12 protein-coding genes are annotated in these 20223 nt (G+C 69.6%); 7 read left to right on the top strand and 5 right to left on the bottom strand.

The window, feature by feature from the left end; translation table 11 throughout:
* The first annotated feature begins 65 nt into the window (after positions 1 to 65).
* The 5 genes from thiC (at position 66) to DIE04_RS16865 (ending at position 5771) form a co-directional block, all read left to right on the top strand.
* The gene (thiC, locus tag DIE04_RS16890; RefSeq protein WP_044848010.1) at positions 66 to 1997 is read left to right on the top strand and encodes a phosphomethylpyrimidine synthase ThiC; all 1932 of its coding nucleotides are present in this window, start codon (positions 66 to 68) and stop codon (positions 1995 to 1997) included.
* Positions 1998 to 2250: 253 nt separating this feature from the next.
* A complete protein-coding gene (locus DIE04_RS16885) occupies positions 2251 to 2466 on the top strand; it encodes a glycine zipper 2TM domain-containing protein (protein WP_044848011.1) in 216 nt (71 codons plus the stop codon).
* A gap of 209 nt (positions 2467 to 2675) precedes the next feature.
* The gene (locus tag DIE04_RS16880; RefSeq protein WP_044848012.1) at positions 2676 to 2936 is read left to right on the top strand and encodes a hypothetical protein; all 261 of its coding nucleotides are present in this window, start codon (positions 2676 to 2678) and stop codon (positions 2934 to 2936) included.
* 169 nt (positions 2937 to 3105) lie between these two features.
* Positions 3106 to 4032, top strand: a complete 927-nt coding sequence (locus DIE04_RS16875; RefSeq protein WP_124487533.1) for a DMT family transporter — start codon at positions 3106 to 3108, stop codon at positions 4030 to 4032.
* A 458-nt stretch (positions 4033 to 4490) separates the two neighbouring features.
* Complete coding sequence (locus tag DIE04_RS16865) at positions 4491 to 5771, top strand: EAL domain-containing protein (RefSeq protein WP_124487532.1); 1281 nt, start codon at positions 4491 to 4493, stop codon at positions 5769 to 5771.
* Positions 5772 to 5814: 43 nt separating this feature from the next.
* Here the strand turns inward: DIE04_RS16865 and arfB are convergent, their stop codons facing one another.
* The 4 genes from arfB to recC are packed head-to-tail and all read right to left on the bottom strand — an operon-like array spanning position 5815 to position 15558.
* Positions 5815 to 6219, bottom strand: a complete 405-nt coding sequence (gene arfB / locus DIE04_RS16860) for an alternative ribosome rescue aminoacyl-tRNA hydrolase ArfB (protein ID WP_124487531.1) — start codon at positions 6217 to 6219, stop codon at positions 5815 to 5817.
* Positions 6216 to 8522 carry an AAA family ATPase gene (locus tag DIE04_RS16855; protein ID WP_124487530.1) on the bottom strand — a complete coding sequence of 769 codons (2307 nt, stop codon included), beginning with the start codon at positions 8520 to 8522 and terminating at the stop codon, positions 6216 to 6218. The genes arfB and DIE04_RS16855 overlap by 4 nt, the downstream gene beginning before the upstream one ends.
* Complete coding sequence (recB, locus tag DIE04_RS16850) at positions 8519 to 12223, bottom strand: exodeoxyribonuclease V subunit beta (protein WP_124487529.1); 3705 nt, start codon at positions 12221 to 12223, stop codon at positions 8519 to 8521. Before recB ends, DIE04_RS16855 begins: the two co-directional genes overlap by 4 nt.
* Complete coding sequence (gene recC / locus DIE04_RS16845) at positions 12220 to 15558, bottom strand: exodeoxyribonuclease V subunit gamma (protein ID WP_124487528.1); 3339 nt, start codon at positions 15556 to 15558, stop codon at positions 12220 to 12222. The genes recB and recC overlap by 4 nt, the downstream gene beginning before the upstream one ends.
* Positions 15559 to 15739: 181 nt before the next feature.
* Here recC and DIE04_RS16840 point away from each other — a divergent pair, with 181 nt between their 5' ends.
* Positions 15740 to 18031 carry an FUSC family membrane protein gene (locus DIE04_RS16840; protein WP_124487527.1) on the top strand — a complete coding sequence of 764 codons (2292 nt, stop codon included), beginning with the start codon at positions 15740 to 15742 and terminating at the stop codon, positions 18029 to 18031.
* 304 nt (positions 18032 to 18335) lie between these two features.
* Positions 18336 to 19703, top strand: coding sequence for an amino acid permease (locus DIE04_RS16835; protein WP_124487526.1), 1368 nt, complete (start codon positions 18336 to 18338; stop codon positions 19701 to 19703).
* 164 nt (positions 19704 to 19867) lie between these two features.
* Here the strand turns inward: DIE04_RS16835 and DIE04_RS16830 are convergent, their stop codons facing one another.
* Positions 19868 to 20029: a hypothetical protein gene (locus DIE04_RS16830; protein ID WP_124487525.1), complete on the bottom strand. Its 162-nt coding sequence runs from the start codon at positions 20027 to 20029 to the stop codon at positions 19868 to 19870.
* Positions 20030 to 20223 lie beyond the last annotated feature (194 nt).

The raw sequence follows: 20223 nt of genomic DNA, 5'->3' as shown, positions 1-20223 counted from the left end.
CCACATTCGTCAAGGGCTCCGGGCAAGCGCCGAAGCGCCTGTCCGGCGCTCACACAGGAGATTGCATGAACGCCAATCCGAAGTTTCTGTCTGCCGACGCCCACGTCGACGCCGCGGCCGTTGCCCCGCTGCCCAATTCGCGAAAGGTGTATGTAACCGGCTCGCAGCCCGACATCCGCGTGCCGATGCGTGAAATCACGCAGGCCGACACGCCGACCGGCTTCGGCGGCGAAAAGAATCCGCCGATCTACGTGTACGACACGTCGGGCCCCTACACCGATCCGGACGCGAAGATCGACATCCGCGCGGGCCTGCCCGCGCTGCGCCAGCGCTGGATCGAGGCACGCGGCGACACCGAAGTGCTCGACGGCCTGTCGAGCCAGTACGGCCTCGAGCGCGCGGCCGACCCGGCTACCGCCGACCTGCGTTTCCCGGGCCTGCACCGCAACCCGCGCCGCGCGCAGGCCGGCAAGAACGTCACGCAGATGCACTACGCGCGGCAAGGCATCATCACGCCGGAAATGGAATACATCGCGATTCGCGAGAACCAGCGCCGCGCCGAATACATCGAGAGCCTGAAGTCGAGCGGCCCGAACGGCGCGAAGCTCGCCGCGATGATGGGCCGCCAGCACCCGGGCCAGGCGTTCGGCGCCGCGGCCTTCGGCGCGAACGCGCTGGCCGAGATCACCCCCGAGTTCGTGCGCGACGAAGTCGCGCGCGGCCGCGCGATCATCCCCGCGAACATCAACCACCCGGAATCCGAGCCGATGATCATCGGCCGCAACTTCCTCGTGAAGATCAACGCGAACATCGGCAACTCGGCCGTCACGTCGTCGATCGGCGAGGAAGTCGACAAGATGACGTGGGCGATCCGCTGGGGCGGCGACACGGTGATGGACCTGTCGACCGGCAAGCACATCCATGAAACGCGCGAGTGGATCATCCGCAACAGCCCGGTGCCGATCGGCACGGTGCCGATCTACCAGGCGCTCGAGAAGGTCAACGGCAAGGCCGAGGACCTGACCTGGGAAATCTTCCGCGACACGCTGATCGAGCAGGCCGAGCAAGGCGTCGACTATTTCACGATCCACGCGGGCGTGCGCCTGCAGTACGTGCCGCTCACCGCGAACCGGATGACGGGCATCGTGTCGCGCGGCGGCTCGATCATGGCGAAGTGGTGCCTCGCGCATCACAAGGAAAGCTTCCTGTACGAACACTTCGAAGAGATCTGCGAGATCATGAAGGCGTACGACGTGAGCTTCTCGCTCGGCGACGGCCTGCGTCCCGGCTCGATCTACGACGCGAACGACGAAGCGCAGCTCGGCGAGCTGAAGACGCTCGGCGAACTCACGCAGATCGCGTGGAAGCACGACGTGCAGGTGATGATCGAAGGCCCCGGCCACGTGCCGATGCAGCTGATCAAGGAGAACATGGATCTCCAGCTCGACTGGTGCAAGGAAGCGCCGTTCTACACGCTCGGGCCGCTGACCACCGACATCGCACCGGGCTACGACCACATCACGTCGGGCATCGGCGCCGCGATGATCGGCTGGTTCGGCACCGCGATGCTGTGCTACGTGACGCCGAAGGAGCACCTCGGGCTGCCGAACAAGGACGACGTGAAGGAAGGGATCATCACGTACAAGCTCGCCGCGCACGCGGCCGACCTCGCCAAGGGTCACCCCGGCGCGCAGGTCCGCGACAACGCGCTGTCGAAGGCGCGCTTCGAGTTCCGCTGGGAAGACCAGTTCAACATCGGCCTCGACCCGGACAAGGCGCGCGAATTCCACGACGAGACGCTGCCGAAGGATTCCGCGAAGGTCGCGCACTTCTGCTCGATGTGCGGCCCGCACTTCTGCTCGATGAAGATCACGCAGGACGTGCGCGAGTTCGCGGCGCAACAGGGCGTGTCGGAAAGCGAAGCGCTGAAGAAGGGGATGGAAGTCAAGGCGGTCGAGTTCGTGAAGACCGGCGCCGAGATCTATCACCGTCAGTAAGCCGGCCAGCGAACGCGGCGGTCCGCACGGACCGCATCGTGGCGCACTGCACCAGGCCCGCTTTCGAGCGGGCTTTTTTGCGTGCGCGCGCATGCGTCGTGCCTGCCGGCGCAAGGGAAACAATTGATTACGAAACCGTCGGAGTCTTAACAAGTCCTTACAGCAGCCCGGTGGGACGGCAGGTAGATTGGTTTCATGCGCGGCCGCAATCCGGCCATGCGACCTTCCGTTCACTACCGCAAGGACAACGATCATGAATGCTTCGATTCGGCGTTTTGGGGTATGCGCGCTGCTCGTCACGACGGTGGCCAGCCTGTCGGCCTGCGATTCGATGACGCGGCGCCAGCGCGATACGGCAATCGGTGCGGGTGTCGGCGGCGTCGCGGGCGCGGCGATCGGCGGCAACGCATTGTCGACGCTGGGCGGCGCAGCCGCCGGCGGCATCATCGGCAACCAGGTCGGCAAATAAGCCGGCCGGCTTACCCGGCTGCCGCGCGACGCGCGGCAAGCTCCGGCCTGACGGCGTTTCCGCGCGGCGGAAGCGCCGTTTTTCGTATGCGGCGCCGCAACACGACGCAGCGGCCCGGAAATGATCCGTTACCGTTTTGCGCATCTTGTCATCGCCGCGCGGCCTAAGCTTAAGCATCTGCCGATTGCCGGCTCCGCCGGAGAGACATCATGAACAGGACCCTCGTCGCACTCGCCGCCGCGGCGCTCGCGTGCACGACGCTCGCCGGCTGCTACTACCCGTACGGCTATTATCCCGGCGGCTATTACGCGGCCGCACCGGTACAGCCGGCGCCCGTGTACGTCGATCCGGGCCCCGCCTACTATTACCCGGCGCCCGCGTATGCGCCGGCATGGGGCGGTTATTGGGGACCCGCGCTGTCGCTCAATTTCGGCTTCGGCGGACGCGGCGGCTGGCACCACCATCACTGAGCGCGCCGCTCCATCCGCAGCCGGTCTCGCGCGGCCGGTCGCCCCGGGCCGGCGACCGGCGACATTCCCGTTTCTGGCCGTTTCTTGCCGTTTCATCCGATCGTGAAACGACGGCGCGGTAACGCGGTGTAAGATCCTTTGCATCCCGTCCCCTCGCCCGCCACGCTCGATGTCGCCCAAGAACGCCTTTCTGCTGACCGTCCTCGCCGCCCTGTGGGGCGCGTCGTTCCTGTTCATCCGGGTCGGCGTCGCCGACTTCGGTGTCGCGCCGCTGATGGCGCTGCGCGTGGGTATCGGCGCGCTGTTTCTCACCGGCTTCGCGCTGACGCGCTTCAAGCCCGCCGAGCTCGGCGCGCAGCTGCGCCGTCGCGCATGGCCGTTGTTCGTCGTCGGCGCGCTGAACTCGGGCATCCCGTTCTGCCTGTTCGCGTTCGCCGAACTGACGCTGTCGGCCGGCGTGACGTCGGTGATCAACGCGACGACGCCGCTGTGGGGCGCGCTCGTCGCCTACCTCTGGCTGAAGGACAAGCTGTCGCTGCCGCGCGCACTCGGCCTCGTGATCGGCTTTGCCGGCGTGCTCACGCTCGTGTGGGACCAGGTCGCCAACGCAAACGGCAGCACCGGCGCCAGCGCCACCGCGCTGGCTGCCGCCGCCGCGCTCGGCGCGACGCTGCTGTACGGCATCGCGGCCAACTACACGAAGCGCACGCTCAGCGGCGTCGATCCGCTCGTCAACGCGACCGGCAGCATGATCGGCTCGACCGTGCTGCTGCTGCCGTTCGCGATCGCGACCTGGCCCGCGGCTGCCGTCAGCGCGCATGCGTGGGGCGCCGTGCTCGCGCTCGGCATCGCCTGCACGGGCATCGCGTATTTCATCTTCTTCTACCTGATTGCGCATGTCGGCCCGGCGCGCGCGATTACGGTGACGTTCGTGATCCCGGTGTTCGGCCTGCTGTGGGGCGCGCTGTTCCTCGGCGAACATGTGTCGGTCGTGATGATCGAAGGCTGCGCGATCGTGCTCGTCGGCACCGCGCTTGCGACCGGCGTGATCAAGCGGATTCCCGGATTGGGCCCGCGCGGCGGCGAAGCGACCTGAGCGACGCGCAGGGCCCGCACCCTGCCGGTTGCAGGTTTCCCGCGACGCGCCGGCCACCGTTCGTCGAGCGCCGCGCATGGACCGGAGCGCGACGGCGCAGGTCGTTTTGCATCTGATGCCGATGCAGCCGCATGGCTTGTCCGTTTTTCCGTTTTCCTGATCCGCCGGCCTTCTTCGCACGCAATGCACGCGGCACACGCGGCGCTGTCGCCGCGTGCACGACCGGCGGCCCTTGCGTGTCGCGCTTGCGGGCTGACAGCCCGGTCCACGCGACGGTGTAGCGTTTGCGTCTGGAGTTACCCTGATACGCGCGCCGCGCCATTCCCGTTACACTCGTAGCACTCATCCGCAGAAGGCGGTCACGATGCACCACGTTCTTTCGCGTCCACCTGCGCGTGCGACGGCTTCTGCGTGGCGCGCACGATACCGCCCCCCGATCGCCCCAGGGCATCGTTGACATGAAGCCCGCCCGCGACCTCTCGCTCGATTCCCTGCTCGAACGCCTGACACCGACGCCCAGCGGCTGGATCGCCACGTATCGCGACACGACGCTGCGCAGCGTGTTCCAACCCGTGCTGTCGATCACGCACAAGCGCGTGGTCGGCTATGAAGCGCTGCTGCGCGTCGTGGACGAGAACGGTACGCTGGCTTCGCCTGTCGCGCTGTTCGACAAGACGCGCGCTGCTGCCGACGCGCTGCTGCTCGACCGGCTCGCCCGCTGCCTGCATACGGCCAACTTCGTCGCGCAGGGCATCGGCGACGGCTGGCTGTTCCTGAACGTGACGCCACGCGTGCTCGATTCGGGCCTCGTGCAGCGCGAATTCGTCGAGGCGCTGTGCCGTCATTTCGCGCTGCCGCCGAACCGCATCGTGCTGGAAGTCGTCGAGCAGCCGTCGCGCGACGAAGCCGCGCTCGCCCGCACGATCGACATGATCCAGCATCGCGACTTCCTGATCGCGATCGACGATTTCGGCACCGGATTCTCGAATTTCGACCGCGTGTGGCGCGCGCGACCCGATATCGTCAAGCTCGATCGCTCGCTCGTCGAGCGCGCGAACGCGTCGGCCGACGATCGCCGCATCATGCATCACCTGGTATCGATGCTCCACCAGGCCGGCGCGATGGTGCTCGCGGAGGGTGTCGAAAGCGACGACGCGCTGCAGACGCTGATGGAAGCCGATATCGATTTCGTCCAGGGCTTCCAGTTCGGCCAGCCCGATGCGTCGATCGCGCACGCGAGCGCCGCGGCGCCCGCGATGCTCGACGCCGCGTGGCAACGCTTCATCGCGCACCGGCATACGCCGGCGATCGCCGAGCAACCGGGTTTCGATGCGATCGAGCGGCTCGTGCTCACCGGCGCGGCTGCCTTTTCCGCGAGCGGCAACCTGCAGGACGCCGCGCAGCGCGTATTCGCGGTGCCGGCCGCGCGCCGCGTGTTCGTCACGGACGAGATCGGCGAACAGTTCCTGCCGTCGATCGGCGCGCGCCCCGAGGATGGCCAGGCGAGCGGCACGCGGCTCGCACCGCTGTTCCCGGAGACGCACAGCAACTGGTCGCGGCGCCCGTACTTCCAGCGAGCGATCGCGGCGCCGGGGCGCGTCGCGCTGATGGGCCCGCACTTCTCGCTGACCGAAGGCCGCGACTGCTACACGGCGGCCGTCGCGATTCGCGCGCAAAGCCGCCTCGTCGTGTTCTGCGTCGACTTCGTGCTCGACAGCGCGGGCACCGTGATGCGCTGACGGGCGCGGCGGCGCTCGCCATGCCGGCCGGGCCGATCTTCCGTCAGTCGATCACCTTCCCTCTTCCGGATTTCACCACGCTGCGGCGCGACTTGTGTTCGAGCCGCCGCTCCTTCGATGCACGCGTCGGCCGTGTCGCCACACGCGCGCGCGGCGTGAGCGCGACGCTGCCGATCAATGCATCGAGCCGCGCGAGCGCTGCCTCGCGGTTTTTCTCCTGGGTGCGGTATTCCTGCGACTTGATCACGACGATGCCGTCGCGCGTGATGCGCTGGTCGGACAGCGCGAGCAGCCGCTCCTTGATGACGGGCGGCAGCGACGACGCGCGGATGTCGAAGCGCAGGTGAATCGCGCTCGATACCTTGTTGACGTTCTGGCCGCCCGCGCCCTGCGCGCGCACGGCGGTCCATTCGACTTCGGCCGGATCGAGCGTATAGCGGATCATCATCGCGTCGTCTCCTTGCGGCGCCGCGCGAGTGCCTCGTCGACGCGGGCCGCGAGGCCCGAATCGCGTTGCGTGCGCGTCGCGACCGCCTGCGCCAGCACACGCCGCGGGCCGATCACCTGCACGCGCGTACGCGCGCGCGTGACGGCCGTATAGACGAGTTCGCGCGTGAGCACGCGGCTGAACGACGCCGGCAGCACGAGCGCGGCCTCGTCGAATTCGGAGCCTTGCGATTTGTGGACGGTCAGCGCGAACGCCGTTTCGTGCGGCGGCAGCGCTGCAGGCGACACGGCGCGCGCGGAGCCGTCCGCGCGGCGGAACCACACGCGCAGCACGCCGTGCGCGTCCGGCAGCGCGATGCCGATGTCACCGTTGAACAGCCCGAGCGCATAGTCGTTGCGCGTCACCATGATCGGCCGCCCGGTGAACCAGTGTGCGCCGACCGCGAGCGGCACGCGTGCGGCATGCCGCACATGCGTGGCCACCAGCGCATTGACGTGCTCGGCGCCGCGCGAGCCCGTGCGCGTCGCGCACAGGATCCGGAAGCGGTTGAGCGCATCGAACAACGGCAACGGGTCGGGCACCGGCGCGGACAACGCGGCGCGCAAGGCATCGCGGTAGGCGCCGAACCGGCGCGCGAGCCGCTCGACGGTCGACGCCGCAAGCGTGTCGCCCGCATCGTCATGAAACGACGCGGCCGCGGCCTCGTCCGTCGGCAACGCGTCGAGCGCGCCCTGCACGTCGCCGCGACGGATCGCGAGCGACAGGCGGCCGATCGCCGAATCGAGACCGAAGCGGTAATTGCGTTCGAGCCACACGACGCAGTCCGCGAGCGGTGCGGGTGCGGGGGACGCGGCGGCAACGCCGTCCGCGGCGCGCGTTGCAACGGTCGACGCCCATGCCGAATCGCCCGCAGCGGCCGGATCGAACGGCGTGAGCTCGACCGCGTCGAGCCACGCGAGCTCGCCGGCCTCGATCCATGCAGGATCGACGGCGGCCGAGGTGCGATCGGTGTCGGTCGGCGCAAGCGCCGCAGGCGGCAACGAAGCCGCGGGTGGCGCGGCATCGGCCGGCGAAACCGCTTCAGCCTGCGGCTCGTCGTCGAACAGCGACGCCTGGCGCGTATCCACGTTCCGCCGCGCCGACGCCTTGCGCGCGGGAGCAGCCGGTAACGGAACGGATGCCGGCGCTGGAATTGGCGCGGCAACCGCCCCGGCCGCCCCCGCCGCCTCGCCGTCCGGCACCGGCAACGCCGCGACGAACGCCGCCTCGTCGACCCCGAGCGCGTCCGCGATGCGCGTGCGCGCCGTGGCGGTAAACGTCGGCCGGGCGCTGAGTTCGGCGAACACGGCGCCTGCTTCGACCGCGGCAAGCTGGTCCTTGTCGCCGAGCAACACGAGCCGTGCGCCGGGCGCGAGCGCATCGAGCAGATGCGCGGCGAGCGCGACGTCGATCATCGACGCCTCGTCGACCACGATCAGGTCGTACGGCAACGGATTGTCGCGATGATGGCGGAAGCCCGCCGCGCCGCCGCCACCCAGCAGGCGGTGCAGCGTGTAGGACGTGTCCGGCAGGCGCGCGGCAAGTTCCGGCGGCAGGTCGCCCGCCCGCCCGTGCAGCGCTTCCTGCATCCGCTGCGCGGCCTTGCCGGTCGGTGCCGCCAGCGCGATGCGCAAGCCCGGATGCGCGTCGAGCAGGCACGCCAGCACGCCGACGACGGTCGTCGTCTTGCCGGTGCCGGGGCCGCCGCTGACGATCGTCACGCGTCCCGTCAGCGCAACGATCGCCGCGACGCGCTGCCAGTCCACGTCGCCCGTCGCGGGCCCGAAGTAACGCGCGAGACTGTCGCGCAACCGGTCCGGCGACAGCGCGTCGCCCGGCGCGGCGATGCCGGCCTGCGCGACGAGCGCATCGGCGAGCCGACGTTCGTAGTCGAAATAGCGCGACAGATACAGATGGTCGAGCCGGTCGACGATCAGCGGCCGCTCGTCGCCGCGCGCGAGCGTGCCGAACGCCACCACGCCGCTCGCGGCAAGCGCGGCGCGCACGTCGTCGACCGGTTCCTCGTAGCGCTGCGCGAGCGCGCCGAGCGACACGCACACGTGACCGCCCGCGGTCGCCCGGCTCGTCGCGAACGCGGCGCGTGCCGCCCAGCGCGCGGCCGCGGCCGGCGCACCCGCGCGGCGCGACAGGTCGCCGATGCGCCGCGCGAACCCTTCCGCGAGCGCGATGCCGAAATCCGCGGGCTCGGGCAGGCGCGCGACGAGGCCACCGGTGAATTCGAGCGTATCGTCGGTGACGTTCATGCGCGGCCCCCTTCCATCATCCGGTCGAGCGCATCGACGAGTTCGCGCGCGGGCCGCCGCGCATGCACGCCGGCCGGTTCGCCGCCGCTGCGCCAGCCGGGCCGCACGCCGCGCACGAACAGGTACAGGTAGCCCGCCATGTGCGTGTCGTAGTCGTAGTCGGGCAGCCGCCCGCGCAGATAGCGATGCAGCGCGACCGTATAGAGCAGTGCCTGCAGGTGATACGCGTGATCGGCCATCGCGACGTCGAGCGCGCGCGGACCATAGGCATCCGGCGTATTGCCGAGGTGGTTCGACTTCCAGTCGACGATCCAGAAGCGGCCGTCGTGTTCGACGATCATGTCGATGAAACCCTTGATGAAACCGGCGAGCATGCCCGCGTCCAGCGCAACGTCCGGATAGCCGTGCGCGACCAGCAACCGGCGCAGCGCGCCCAGCTCGAGCGACGGCGCCGGGAACAGAAAACCCATTTCGTCGAGCCGCCTGGCGGGATCGAGATCCGCAAGCCGCATGCCCGGCACGAGCTCCGTGCGCACGACGTCGCCGACGAGCCGCGCCATCATCGCCGGCAGGCGCGTCGCGAGTTCGGGCTCGGCCTCGACCGGCCGGTCGTGCAGCGCGCCGAGCGCCGCCCGGTGCCACGAATCGGGCTCGGTGAACCGGCTGAGTTCGAACAGGCGGTGCAGGCATTCGCCCGCTGCCGCACCGCGCGGAAACACGAGGATGTCATCGTCCGGCGGCTCGACCGCAGCCGTGTCGGCCACGACGAACGCGCCGTCCGGCGCCACGGCGGCAAGCGCATCGTGATCGGGCCGCAGCTCGTCGTCCGGCACGAGCGCGACGCCTGCTTCCTCGCGTGCCATCGACGCGGTCAGCGAACTGAAGCTCGCCATCCGCCACGCGTCGCGCAACACGCGCGTCGCATGACGTGCCGCGAGCGTCTGCGATGCATCGTGCCCGGCCGCGAGCCGCTCGCGACGCGCCGGCACCGGCAACGGTGCAACGCTCACGGGCCCGCTCGCGAGTGCTTGCCACGCCGCGTCGAGCGCCGCTTCGTCGGGCGGCTCGTCGAGCCACGCGTCGAACGACTGGCCGGCGCCGGCCACGAGCCAGTTCAGCACGCTGCGCCTCGCCTCGCGGGTCGAGCGCGACGACAGATAAGGCCCGGCGACGAGATAGCACCGATAGACCGCGCGCGTGAGCGCCACGTAGACGAGCCGCGCGCGTTCGGCCGCCTGTTCGCGCAGCGCCTGGCGTGCGGCATGCTCGGCGGCTTCGTCGTCGCACCCGTAATGCAGCACGGCGTCGCCCGCGTCGTCGTGATACTCGCGGGCGTCGGGCAGCGCCGACGCGGGCGGCTCGCGCAGCCCGCCGTCGTTCAGGAACGGACAGAACACGACCGCGTATTCGAGGCCCTTCGACTTGTGCACGGTCACGATCTGCACGAGGTTGCGATCGGATTCGAGACGCAACTGGGCTTCCTCGCCGCCGCCGTCGAGCCGTTGCGCGGCGAGCCAGCGCAGCGTCGGCGCGATGCCCGGCTGCGCGGACGCGCGCGCCTGCGTCAGCTCGGCCAGATGGTTGATGTCGGTCACGCGGCGTTCGCCGTCCGCGCCGGCCATCAGCCGCTCGGCGATCCGCAACTCGCGCGTGAACGTGCGCCACATCACCGCGAAGCCGCGTTCGCGCCACAGCAGCCGATAGCGCGAGAAGCGCTCGACCCAGCTCATCGCGTCCGCACTGTCGCCAGCTTCGCGCGACGCGTCGCCGTCGCCCTGCTCCATTCGCCACAGCGCACCCGCATCGAGGCCGAACCAGTCGGCCGCCAGCGCCGCGCGCAGGCGCCGCAGGTCGCCCGGCGCATCGATCGCCGCCAGCACGCGCTCGAGCTGCTCCGCGTCGCCGGTCGAAAACACCGACGCCTGCGCGAGCTCGACGCTGCCGATGCCCCACGTCGCGAGCATGCGCTTCACGAGGCTGCCCTGCCGGTGCGTCTGCACCAGCACCGCGACGTCGCCCGGCGACAGCGGCGTACGCCCGAGCCGCACGTGCCCTTCGCGCGCGCCGCGCATCAGCCGGGCAATCTCGGCCGCGCACGCCTGCGCGGCCTGTGCCTGTGCGTCGCGCTTGAGCAGCGTGCCGTCGCCGCCCGGCAGCGCCCAGATCCGGAAATCGCCGGCCGGGCCTGGATCGGTGCCGTCGACGAACGGTGCACGCACGCGCGTGCCGGCTCGCACCGCGTAATAGTCGAGCCCGTCGAGCACGAACGCGCGCGGGTTCGACATGAAGAAGCGGTTGCACGCATCGACGATCGCCGGCGTCGAGCGCTGGTTGACCGCGAGCGTGTAGCACGCGCTCGCGCTGGCTCGCGCGGCGAGATACGTGTGCAGATCCGCCGCACGGAAGCTGTAGATGGCCTGCTTCGGATCGCCGACGAGAAAGAGTGGGCCGCCCGGCGCGAAGATCCGGTCGAAGATCGCGAACTGCAGCGGGTCGGTATCCTGGAATTCGTCGATCAGCGCGGCCGGATAGCGCGCGCGCAGCGTCTCGGCGAGCCACGGATGCGCATGCAACGCGTGATACAGGTTCGCGAGCAGGTCGTCGAACGACACGACGCGGCGCGTGCGCTTGCGTTCGGCCAGCGCGCCCGGCGCGGTGTCGAGCCAGTCGGCGATCAGCGCGAGCCAGCGCGCGCGCTGCGCGGCCTCGGCCGCGGCCACCGCCGCTTCGAGCGCATCGGCGACGTCGAAGAACGCATGCTCGGGCGTTGCGCCGCCCTTTTTCGTCGCCTTCACGAGCGCGGTGCGCGTGAGCTTGAGCGCCGCCTTCGGCAGCGCGGCCGCGGCATTGCCCTGCGCGAAATGCGCGGACCATGCTGCGAGCGCATCGGCGAGCGCGTCGGGCTTGTGCGAACGCTGGTTGAGCGCGGGCTGCGCGGTGCGCAGCAACACGTCGATCGCGTCGCGCTCGGCGGCCCACATCCGCGCGGCTTCCGCAAAGCACTCGGCGGCAGCGGCCTCAGCCGATTCGTCCGGTTCGTCGACGCCGTCCCAGCGCAGCGCGGCGAGCGGCTTCTTCAGCCGGCGCGCGAGCTGCGCGTCGAGCGCGGCCGGGCCCGCGCCCGAATCGACGAGCCACGTCGCGAAGCCCGGCCAGCGTGCGGCCAGCGGTTCGACGCGCGTGCGCCAGAAGTCGGCCGCAAGCTCGAAGCGCAGCGCCGCGTCGTCGGCCTGCATGTCGAACGCGAACGGCATCGCGGCCGCGAACGGCGCTTCCTGCAGCGCACGCTGGCAGAACGCGTGGATCGTGTGGATCGCCGCCTGGTCGAATGCGCGCAGCGCACGCCGGATCCGCTTCGCGGCAGTCTCGGGGTCGAGCGCGCCGGCTGCGCCGAGCGTCGTCTCGAGCAGGCGCGCGACGAACGGGTCGCCGCCGTCGTCACCGGTATCGAGCACATGGGCGAGCTGCGCCAGCCGGCCGCGGATCCGTTCGTGCAATTCGGCCGTCGCCGCCTTCGTGAAGGTCACGACGAGGATTTCGTCCGCGCCGAGATCCTTCTCCAGCAACAGGCGCACGTAAAGCGCGCAAATGTTCCAGGTCTTGCCGGTACCGGCCGACGCCTCGATCTGGTTGACGCCGTCGAGCGGGCACGCGAACACGTCGAGCTCGAGCGCCGCCTGCGGCTGGGATGCGGCGCTCATGCGACCTCCTTCAGGTGTTCCAGCATCGGCTCGAACACGAGCCGCGCGAGCGTGCCGAACGGCTCGTCGAGCGATGGATGCGCGCCGCGCCATGCGATCGCGATGGCCGGATCGTCGGCTTCGCTCACCACCCGCTCGTTGATCCATACGCTCGCGGCCTTCGCCTCGCCGTCGGACACGCACGCCCATGCGCTGCGCGGGAAGAAGCGCAGCGGCATGCGCCGCCCCGCGCGAAACAGCGCGGCCAGCGGCGCGAGGCGCTCGAGCGGCGCCGCGACCGGCGTGAGCTCGAAGGCGCCGCCGCTGCCGAACCACAGCGTGCGGCGCGGACCGCCGGGATCCACCGCGCAATAGACGAGATGCGCGAGCCACGCGGACAGGTAGTCGCGCGCGCTCGGCCGTGCATAGCGATAGATGATCTGGCCGGCCGGCGTCAGCCGGTTCAGCGTGCCGTGCAGCTCGAGCGGTGCACTCACCGCATCGCGCGACAGCATCGCGTCGTCGGCGCCGAACAGCGCCTGGTCGGTGTCGGGCCATGCGGGCGCGATCGCGAGCGCGAACGGCCGCCGTTCCATGCCGTCGGCCAGCGCACGCCGCACGTTCGACGCAAGCTGCGTCATCGAGCCGAGCGCCTGGTCGCGCCACACCGCGCCCGTCGCGCCGCCCGGCAGTTCCGGGCTGGCGTCCGCGATGCGCAGCGCATGATCGTGCACGCCCCCTTCGTCCGATTCGATCAACAGCGGCAGCACGCGCTCGGCGAGCGCGTCGCTGCCCGCGAAGTCGAGTGCGAACGGCTCCGTGTCGAGCAGTTCGGCCTGCGCGTCGGACAGCACGATGCCGAGCCGCGCACGCAGCAGCGCGCGGGCCGGATGCCGCCAGAAACGTTCGAATTCGCTGAACGCGACGGGCTCGACCGGCTCGGCCGGCAGCGGCTGCGCGAAAAACGGCTGCTCGCGCGTCGCGTCGCGCGCGGCTTCGGCTGCCAGCAGCGACGCGAGTGTCGCGCGCTCGGCGTCGTACGAAGCCAGTTCGCTGCCGGGCCGGAAATACTCGGCCGCGAACGGTTGCAGCGGATGTTCGACGATGAACGCGCGCCGCGCGGCATCGACCGCGTCCGGCGCGGCGTCGTCGCCGGCCGTGACGAGCGCGAGATGGTCGAGCAGTTCGTCGACGAGCGCCGCGGGCGGCAACGGCGCGTTGTCGCGAATGCTGCGCCCCGTATAGGCAATCAGCAGCCGGTCGCGCGCGGCGAGCAGCAGGTCGAGGAACAGGTTGCGCTCGTCGTCGCGGCGCTGCCGGTCGCCGAGCTTCGGCAACACGGCCATCAGGTCGAACTCGTCCGCGCGGGCGAGGCTCGGCAGCACGCCGTCGTCCATCCCGAGCAGGCACACGACGCGGTACGGCAGCCCGCGCAAGCTCGTCAGCGACGAGAACGTGACGCCGCCCCACGGCACCCCGCCGCGCGCCGGATCGTCGAGCGCGGCGGCCAGCCCCGCGCGCACGACGGCCGCGGGCAACGCCTCGTCGGGCGCACCTTCCGTCATCGCGGCGAGCATCGCGTCGAGCGCGTCGCGCACGCCCGAGAGCGCATCGGCATACGCGGCGCCGGAGTCGAAGAACCGTGCGAGCGTGTCGGCGAACAGTTCGCTCCATGCGCGCGGCGTGTGTGCGTCGGCAAGCCGTCGCGAGAAGCCGTCGAGATCGTCCGTGAAGCGCGCGAGCCGGCCGAGCAGTTCGGCCTCGCTGCCGGTTGCCGCCTCGATCGGCAGCCACGCGCCGACCGGTGCCGCGCCTTCGGGCATCGCATAGCCGAGGAACAGCCGCGCGAGCGCATCGGAAAACGTATGGCGCGGCGCCGGCACCGCCGCATCGTCGCTCGCCGTCGGCGACAGCCCGCGCCGCGCGCCGGCGGCCGCGAGCCAGGTCTGCACCGTCTCGAGCGCGGCCGCGTCGATGCCGTAACGGGCCGCCACCGCGTCGACGCGCAGCCATTCGACCAGCTCCGGCGCGCCGACCTGCCGTTCCGGCAACGCGAGCCATTCGAGCAGCACGCGCGCGACCGGGTTCGCCTGCGATGGCGGCAGGCCGGTGATCCGGTAAGGCACGCGCGCGCCGCCGGCGCCCGCCGTGCCGAACACGGCATCGATCAGCGGCCCGGCCGCCGCGAGATCCGCGACCGCCACCAGCACGTCGGACGGCTGCAGCGTCGCGTCCGCATCGAACCACGCGAGCAGGCGGTCGTGCAGCACCTCGAGCTGGCGCGCGAGGCTGTGGCACACGTGCACCTCGATCCCGCGCTCGACCGGCGCTTCGCCGAGCGCGGCCTCCGGCTGCAGGTCGAGGATCGCGTTCTGTACGCGCGCAAGCCAGGTCGGCGCGGGATTCCCGACGAAACGCGACGCATCGCCCGACGCGGCGCTTTCAGTCAGTTCGTGCAACATGTGTAGCTGCGCCTGCGTCTGCCGGCCCCACTCGGCGAGCAGCGGATGGCCGACTTCCTGGTAGTCGAGCCGGCCGGCCGCGTCGAGCGCCTCGGCATGCGCGGCGGTGACGATGTCGAACCAGAATTCGCGGCACGGGTTGAGCGCATAGACGCGCACGTCGATCCAGCGCGACAGCTCGCGCAGCAGCGCGACGTGCAGCGGCGGCATCGTCGGCAGCGCGAACACGCTGACCGATTCCGGCCAGTCGGCACGCGGGACGGTTTCGGGATCGAGGTTGCGCGCCTCCACCAGGAAGCGATGCGCGGGCGGCGTGCCGCTGTCGCTCAGCTCCGCGAGCAGCGCGCGCCACAATGCGGCTTGCCAGCGCTCGTCGTCGCGTGCGGCGTCGCTGATCCCGCGCGGCGCGGCGTCGCCCGCGAGCACCGATTCGCCGGCCTGCCATGCGGCCAGCCATTCGGGCCGGTAAGTCAGGTAATGATCGAGCACGGCCGCGACGCGCTGCGCGAGCTCGTAGCGCATTGCATCGTCGGACGCGGACAGATACGCGGCCAGCCGCGGCGACGCGAGCCACGGCGCGCCGCCCGCGCCCTGCGCGAACAGCCGGTAGCAGCGCCACACGAGGCGATCGGGTGCGAACGGCGAGCGTGCCGGCACCGTCAGCACGCGGCCGATCTGTGCCCACAGCCATTGCGCGAGATACGTGAACTCGACGTTCGCGCACACGCCGTGGCGCGCGGCGATGTCGAGTTCCAGACGGCGGCGCAGCGCCGCGCTCGGCACGATGACCTGCTGCGGCGCCCACGGGCCGTTGCGGGCCGGGAACGCGGCCAGGTCGTCGAGCAGCGCGTCGGCCAGCGTCTCGTGACGGTTCGAATAGAAGAGATGGAGCATGAAGCGGGTGTCGGAGCCTCGCACCGGACGGGCCGGGCGCACAGGAGCACCAAGGATAGCAAAAGGGCCGTCGCGATGAACCTCGTCCGAACGGCCAGGTTTTGCGGACCGCGAAATACGATAGACTCGTCGCCAGTCAATACGCCGCCCCGGGCGTCTTCGTCTGTCATTCAGCCCATCGATGCGCTATTCGGTCGAAATCAGAAAGTTTTTCTACAGCCAGTACTTTTTCGGCGGCCTGCGGATCGCGGTCGGCGTATCGCTGCCGGCCGTGCTGTGCCTGATCGTGTTTCACAACCGGGAGCTCGGCTTCACGATCTCGACCGGCGCGCTCGGCGCGTGCGTCGTCGACATGCCGGGCCCGCTGAAGTACAAGCACAACGAAATGCTCGCGTGCAGCGTGATCGGCTTCCTGGCCGCGCTCGCGACCGGCCTCGCCACGCCGAACATCTTTGCGCTGTGGCTGACGATCGTGCCGCTCACGTTCGTGCTGTCGCTGATCGTCGTCTACGGCAACCGCTGGCCGCAGATCAGCTTCGCGACGCTGTTCATGATGGTGATGACGCTCGAGGAGAAGTTCACGCCGCTGCAGGCGTTCATCAATGCCGGCTGGATTCTCGCGGGCGGCCTCTGGTACACGTACTGGGCGACGCTCGTGTCGCAATGGCAGGCGCGCCGGATCGAGCAGCAGGCGCTCGCCGAAAGCCTGTTCGCGTGCGCCGACTACCTGCTCGCGCGCGCGCGGTTCTACGATCTCGACGCCGATCTCGACGAGTGCTACCGCAATCTCGTCGCGAAGCAGATCACCGCGGTCGAAACGCAGGAAACCGCGCGCGACATCGTGTTGCGCAACCTGCCGAAGCTGCGCCGCGGCAAGCTCGATCCCGGCCGCGCGACGATGTACAACCTGTTCATCAACAGCGTCGACCTGCACGAACTGTTCGTTGGCGCACACACCGACTATCCGCTCATACGCAACACGTTCGGCGGCTCCGACCTGATCATTTTCTATCGCGACCTGATCTGCAAGGCGGCCGCCGATCTCGAGGAGATCGGTCTCGCGGTGCTCGAGAACCGCGCGCCGCATTCGCGCATCAGCGTGAAGGCCGAACTGCGCGCGATCGAGTACGAGATCGAGCTGATGCGCAAGAAGAGCTTTCCGGCCACCAACGCGGAAGCTTACGCGGCCGTGCTCGCGACGTTCCGGCGCATCTGGAGCGCGACGCGCCTGATCGACCGGATGCGCCGCAACCTGTCGGGCCATGCCGACCCGCAGCAGACCGAACTGAAGATCGACAAGGCGCTCACGCGCTTCCTGCAGCGGCGCCGGATGTCGCCGCTGCTGATCTTCTCGAACCTGAACATGCGCTCGCCGAGCTTCCGCCACGCGCTGCGCGTGACGATCGCGGTCGCGGTCGGCTTCTGGCTCGGCCGGCTGCTGCCGCTCACGAACGCGTACTGGATCGTGATGACGACCATCATCATCCTGAAGCCCGGCTACTCGCTCACCAAGCAGCGCAACGCCCAGCGTATCGTCGGCACGCTGATCGGCTGCGCGGCGAGCATCGCGCTGATCTACACGGTCAAGGAGCCGCACCTGCTGATCGCGATCATGTTCGGGTCGATGGTGATGAGCTACAGCCTGCTGCTGTTCAACTACGCGGCGAGCGTCGTATTCACGTCGTCTTATGTACTGCTGATGTTCCACCTGCTCGCGCCGGGCAGCATGCGGATCATCGGCGAGCGCGCGATCGACACGGTGGTCGGCTGCATGATCGCGATCGCCGCGAGCCGCCTGTTCCCGTACTGGGAATACCGGCTGATGGGCAAGCTCGTCACCGACATGCTGACGTCGACCCGCAAGTATTTCGAGGCCGTCTGGCGCGCCGGGCGCGGTGCATCGCCGCCGCCGGTGCCGGCCGCCGACGGCGCGGCGGTCGTGCCGGTCGTCGCCGCGGCGATCGAGACACCGGCCGCCACCCTCGACGACGACTACCGCTACCGCCTTGCGCGCAAGGACGTGCACATCGCGTTCGCGAACCTCGGCCAGGCGTTCCAGCGGATGATGATCGAGCCGAAGGCGCACCAGCGCTTCGTGCCCGAACTGAACGACCTGCTCGTGCAGACGCACGTGCTCGGCGCGCAGATCACCGCCGCCGCACCGCTGATCCGGAGCGCATGCGCGGCCGACGCGCACCTCGTCCACGACGATGCGCTGCGCCGCGGCCTGTCCGCCGTGCTCGAGAATCTCGAGAAGGCGGAAGCCGGCGAGCCGCCGCCGGCCGACCAGCTCGACGCGACGAAGCAGATCACGCGTGACCTCGACGCGATGGTCGTGTCCGCGGAAAAATCCGACGCGGTGGGCGCCGAGCTCACGCACGACCTGAAGGTGCTCGCGCACCAGTGCAAGCAGATGCTCGCGTCGTCGCTGCTGATCCGCAAGGACGCAAGCGTCATCCGCCTGCCCGCATGACGGCATGAAGTTGTCCCGCCGCCGGCCGCCCGCGCATGCAGGCCGGCCGGCGGCGCGCCCCGCTCCCGCAATCCCCTTCCGACGCATGCTCCGCCCGCCCTGCCCGCCCCAGACGGCCTGCGCGCCCGCCGCGCGATGGCCCCACGCCCGATTCCGCCGGTTGCGCCAGTCAGGGAATACCTGATTCCGGTCACATGGCCCGGCTTGTTATCATTCGTTCACATTTAAGTTGTATATACAACTTGAGCAATCGGGACCGGCCCCGCTCGCCCGGTCCGTCGCATAAAACGATATCGGAGACTCGATGAAAAACTTGCAGCGCCACCTGAGCGCGCGGCACATCCGCTTTCTCGCGCTGGGCTCGGCGATCGGCACCGGCCTGTTCTACGGCTCGGCGTCCGCGATCCAGCTCGCGGGCCCGGCGGTGATCCTGGCCTATATCCTGGGCGGCGCGGCCGTCTACATGGTGATGCGCGCGCTCGGCGAGATGGCCGTGCGCGAGCCCGTCGCGGGCTCGTTCGGCCACTACGCGACGGAAAACCTCGGGCCGTTCGCGGGCTTCGTCACCGGCTGGACCTACACGCTCGAAATGGTGATCGTCGCGATCGCCGACATCACCGCGTTCGGCATCTACATGGGCTTCTGGTTTCCGGACGTCCCGCAATGGATCTGGGTGCTCGGCGTCGTCGCGGTCATCTGCGGGCTGAACCTGTGCCACGTGAAGGTGTTCGGCGAGCTCGAATTCTGGCTGTCGATCATCAAGGTCGGCGCAATCGTCGCGATGATCGGCGGCGGCGTCGCGATCCTGCTGAGCGGCATGCATTTCGGCCATTCGGCCGACGCGCCGACGTTCGCGAACCTGTGGAACCACGGCGGCTTCTTCCCGAACGGGATCGGCGGGTTGATCGCGTCGCTGTCGGTCGTGATCTTCGCGTACGGCGGCATCGAGGTGATCGGGATGAGCGCCGGCGAGGCGAAGGACCCGGAGCGCGTGATTCCGCGCGCGATCAACGCGGTGCCCGCGCGCATCCTGCTGTTCTACGTGCTGACGATGGTCGTGCTGATGTCGATCAGCCCGTGGACCGGCGTCGGCAGCGACGGCAGCCCGTTCGTGCAGATCTTCTCGGCGCTCGGCGTGAAGTCGGCCGCGACGATCCTCAACCTCGTGGTGATCAGCGCGGCGATCTCGGCGATCAACAGCGACATCTTCGGCGCGGGCCGGATGATGTTCGGGATGGCGCGGCAGGGCCAGGCGCCGCGCGTGCTGATGACGACGTCGCGGCACGGCGTGCCGTGGGTCACGGTGCTCGTGATGGCCGGCGCGCTGCTGGTCGGCGTGCTGCTCAACTACCTGATGCCGAAGGACGTGTTCCTGGTGGTCGCGGCGATCGCGACGTTCGCGACCGTGTGGGTGTGGCTGATGATCCTGCTGTCGCAGGTCGCGATGCGCCGTCGCCTGTCGAGCGCGGAAGTCGCGGCGCTGAAGTTCAAGGTGCCGCTGTGGCCCGTCGCGCCCGCGCTGACGATCGCGTTCATGGGCTTCGTGATCGTGATGCTCGGCTGGTTCGAGGATACGCGTGTCGCGCTCTACGTCGGCGCGGCATGGCTCGCGCTGCTCGCGGCCGTGTTCTACGCTCGGATCCGCCCGAAGTTTGCGCCTGCGTCACGATGACGCACGCCTGATCCTTGCATGCGGCGCGCCGGCTTCGGCGCCCGCGTCTCTCCCGGCGTAACGCGGCGCTTCGCGCGTCGCCCGCCGCCGCTTCCCTCTTCCCACCCACACATCGCTGGCCGCCCGTCCGGGCCGCGCAGCGATCATGCACATCCGTCGCAGCGTCAGTGCGACGCGGCGCTCGCGGCCTCGGCCGGATGGGCCTCGTCGTACGCACGCTTCTGCGAGATCGCGTTGTACAAGATCGTCCCGATCACGAACAGCACGACCACGACGATCAGGATGCTCACGTTGCGGACAGGGTTCTTCTTGCGCTGATCGTTCATGGTCGGTGCGGCTCCGTCGAATTCGTTGAAGCGGGCATTCTACGCGCTTGCGCCCGTGCCGCGACGCCCCGTCGCCGTGCCCCTCCCCGTTCCTTCCGCAGCACTTTCCATCACCTTTCATTTGATAATCATTCCCATTTCGATCTAGAATCCGAAATCTTTCGCTTTGTAATGTTTCGGGTCGCTCGGGCGGC

It is taken from the genome of Burkholderia sp. Bp8994, from assembly GCF_003853805.1.
GTDB lineage: Bacteria > Pseudomonadota > Gammaproteobacteria > Burkholderiales > Burkholderiaceae > Burkholderia.
Note: the sequence above shows the minus strand (reverse complement) of the source record. Positions and strands in the feature narration are given on the sequence as shown.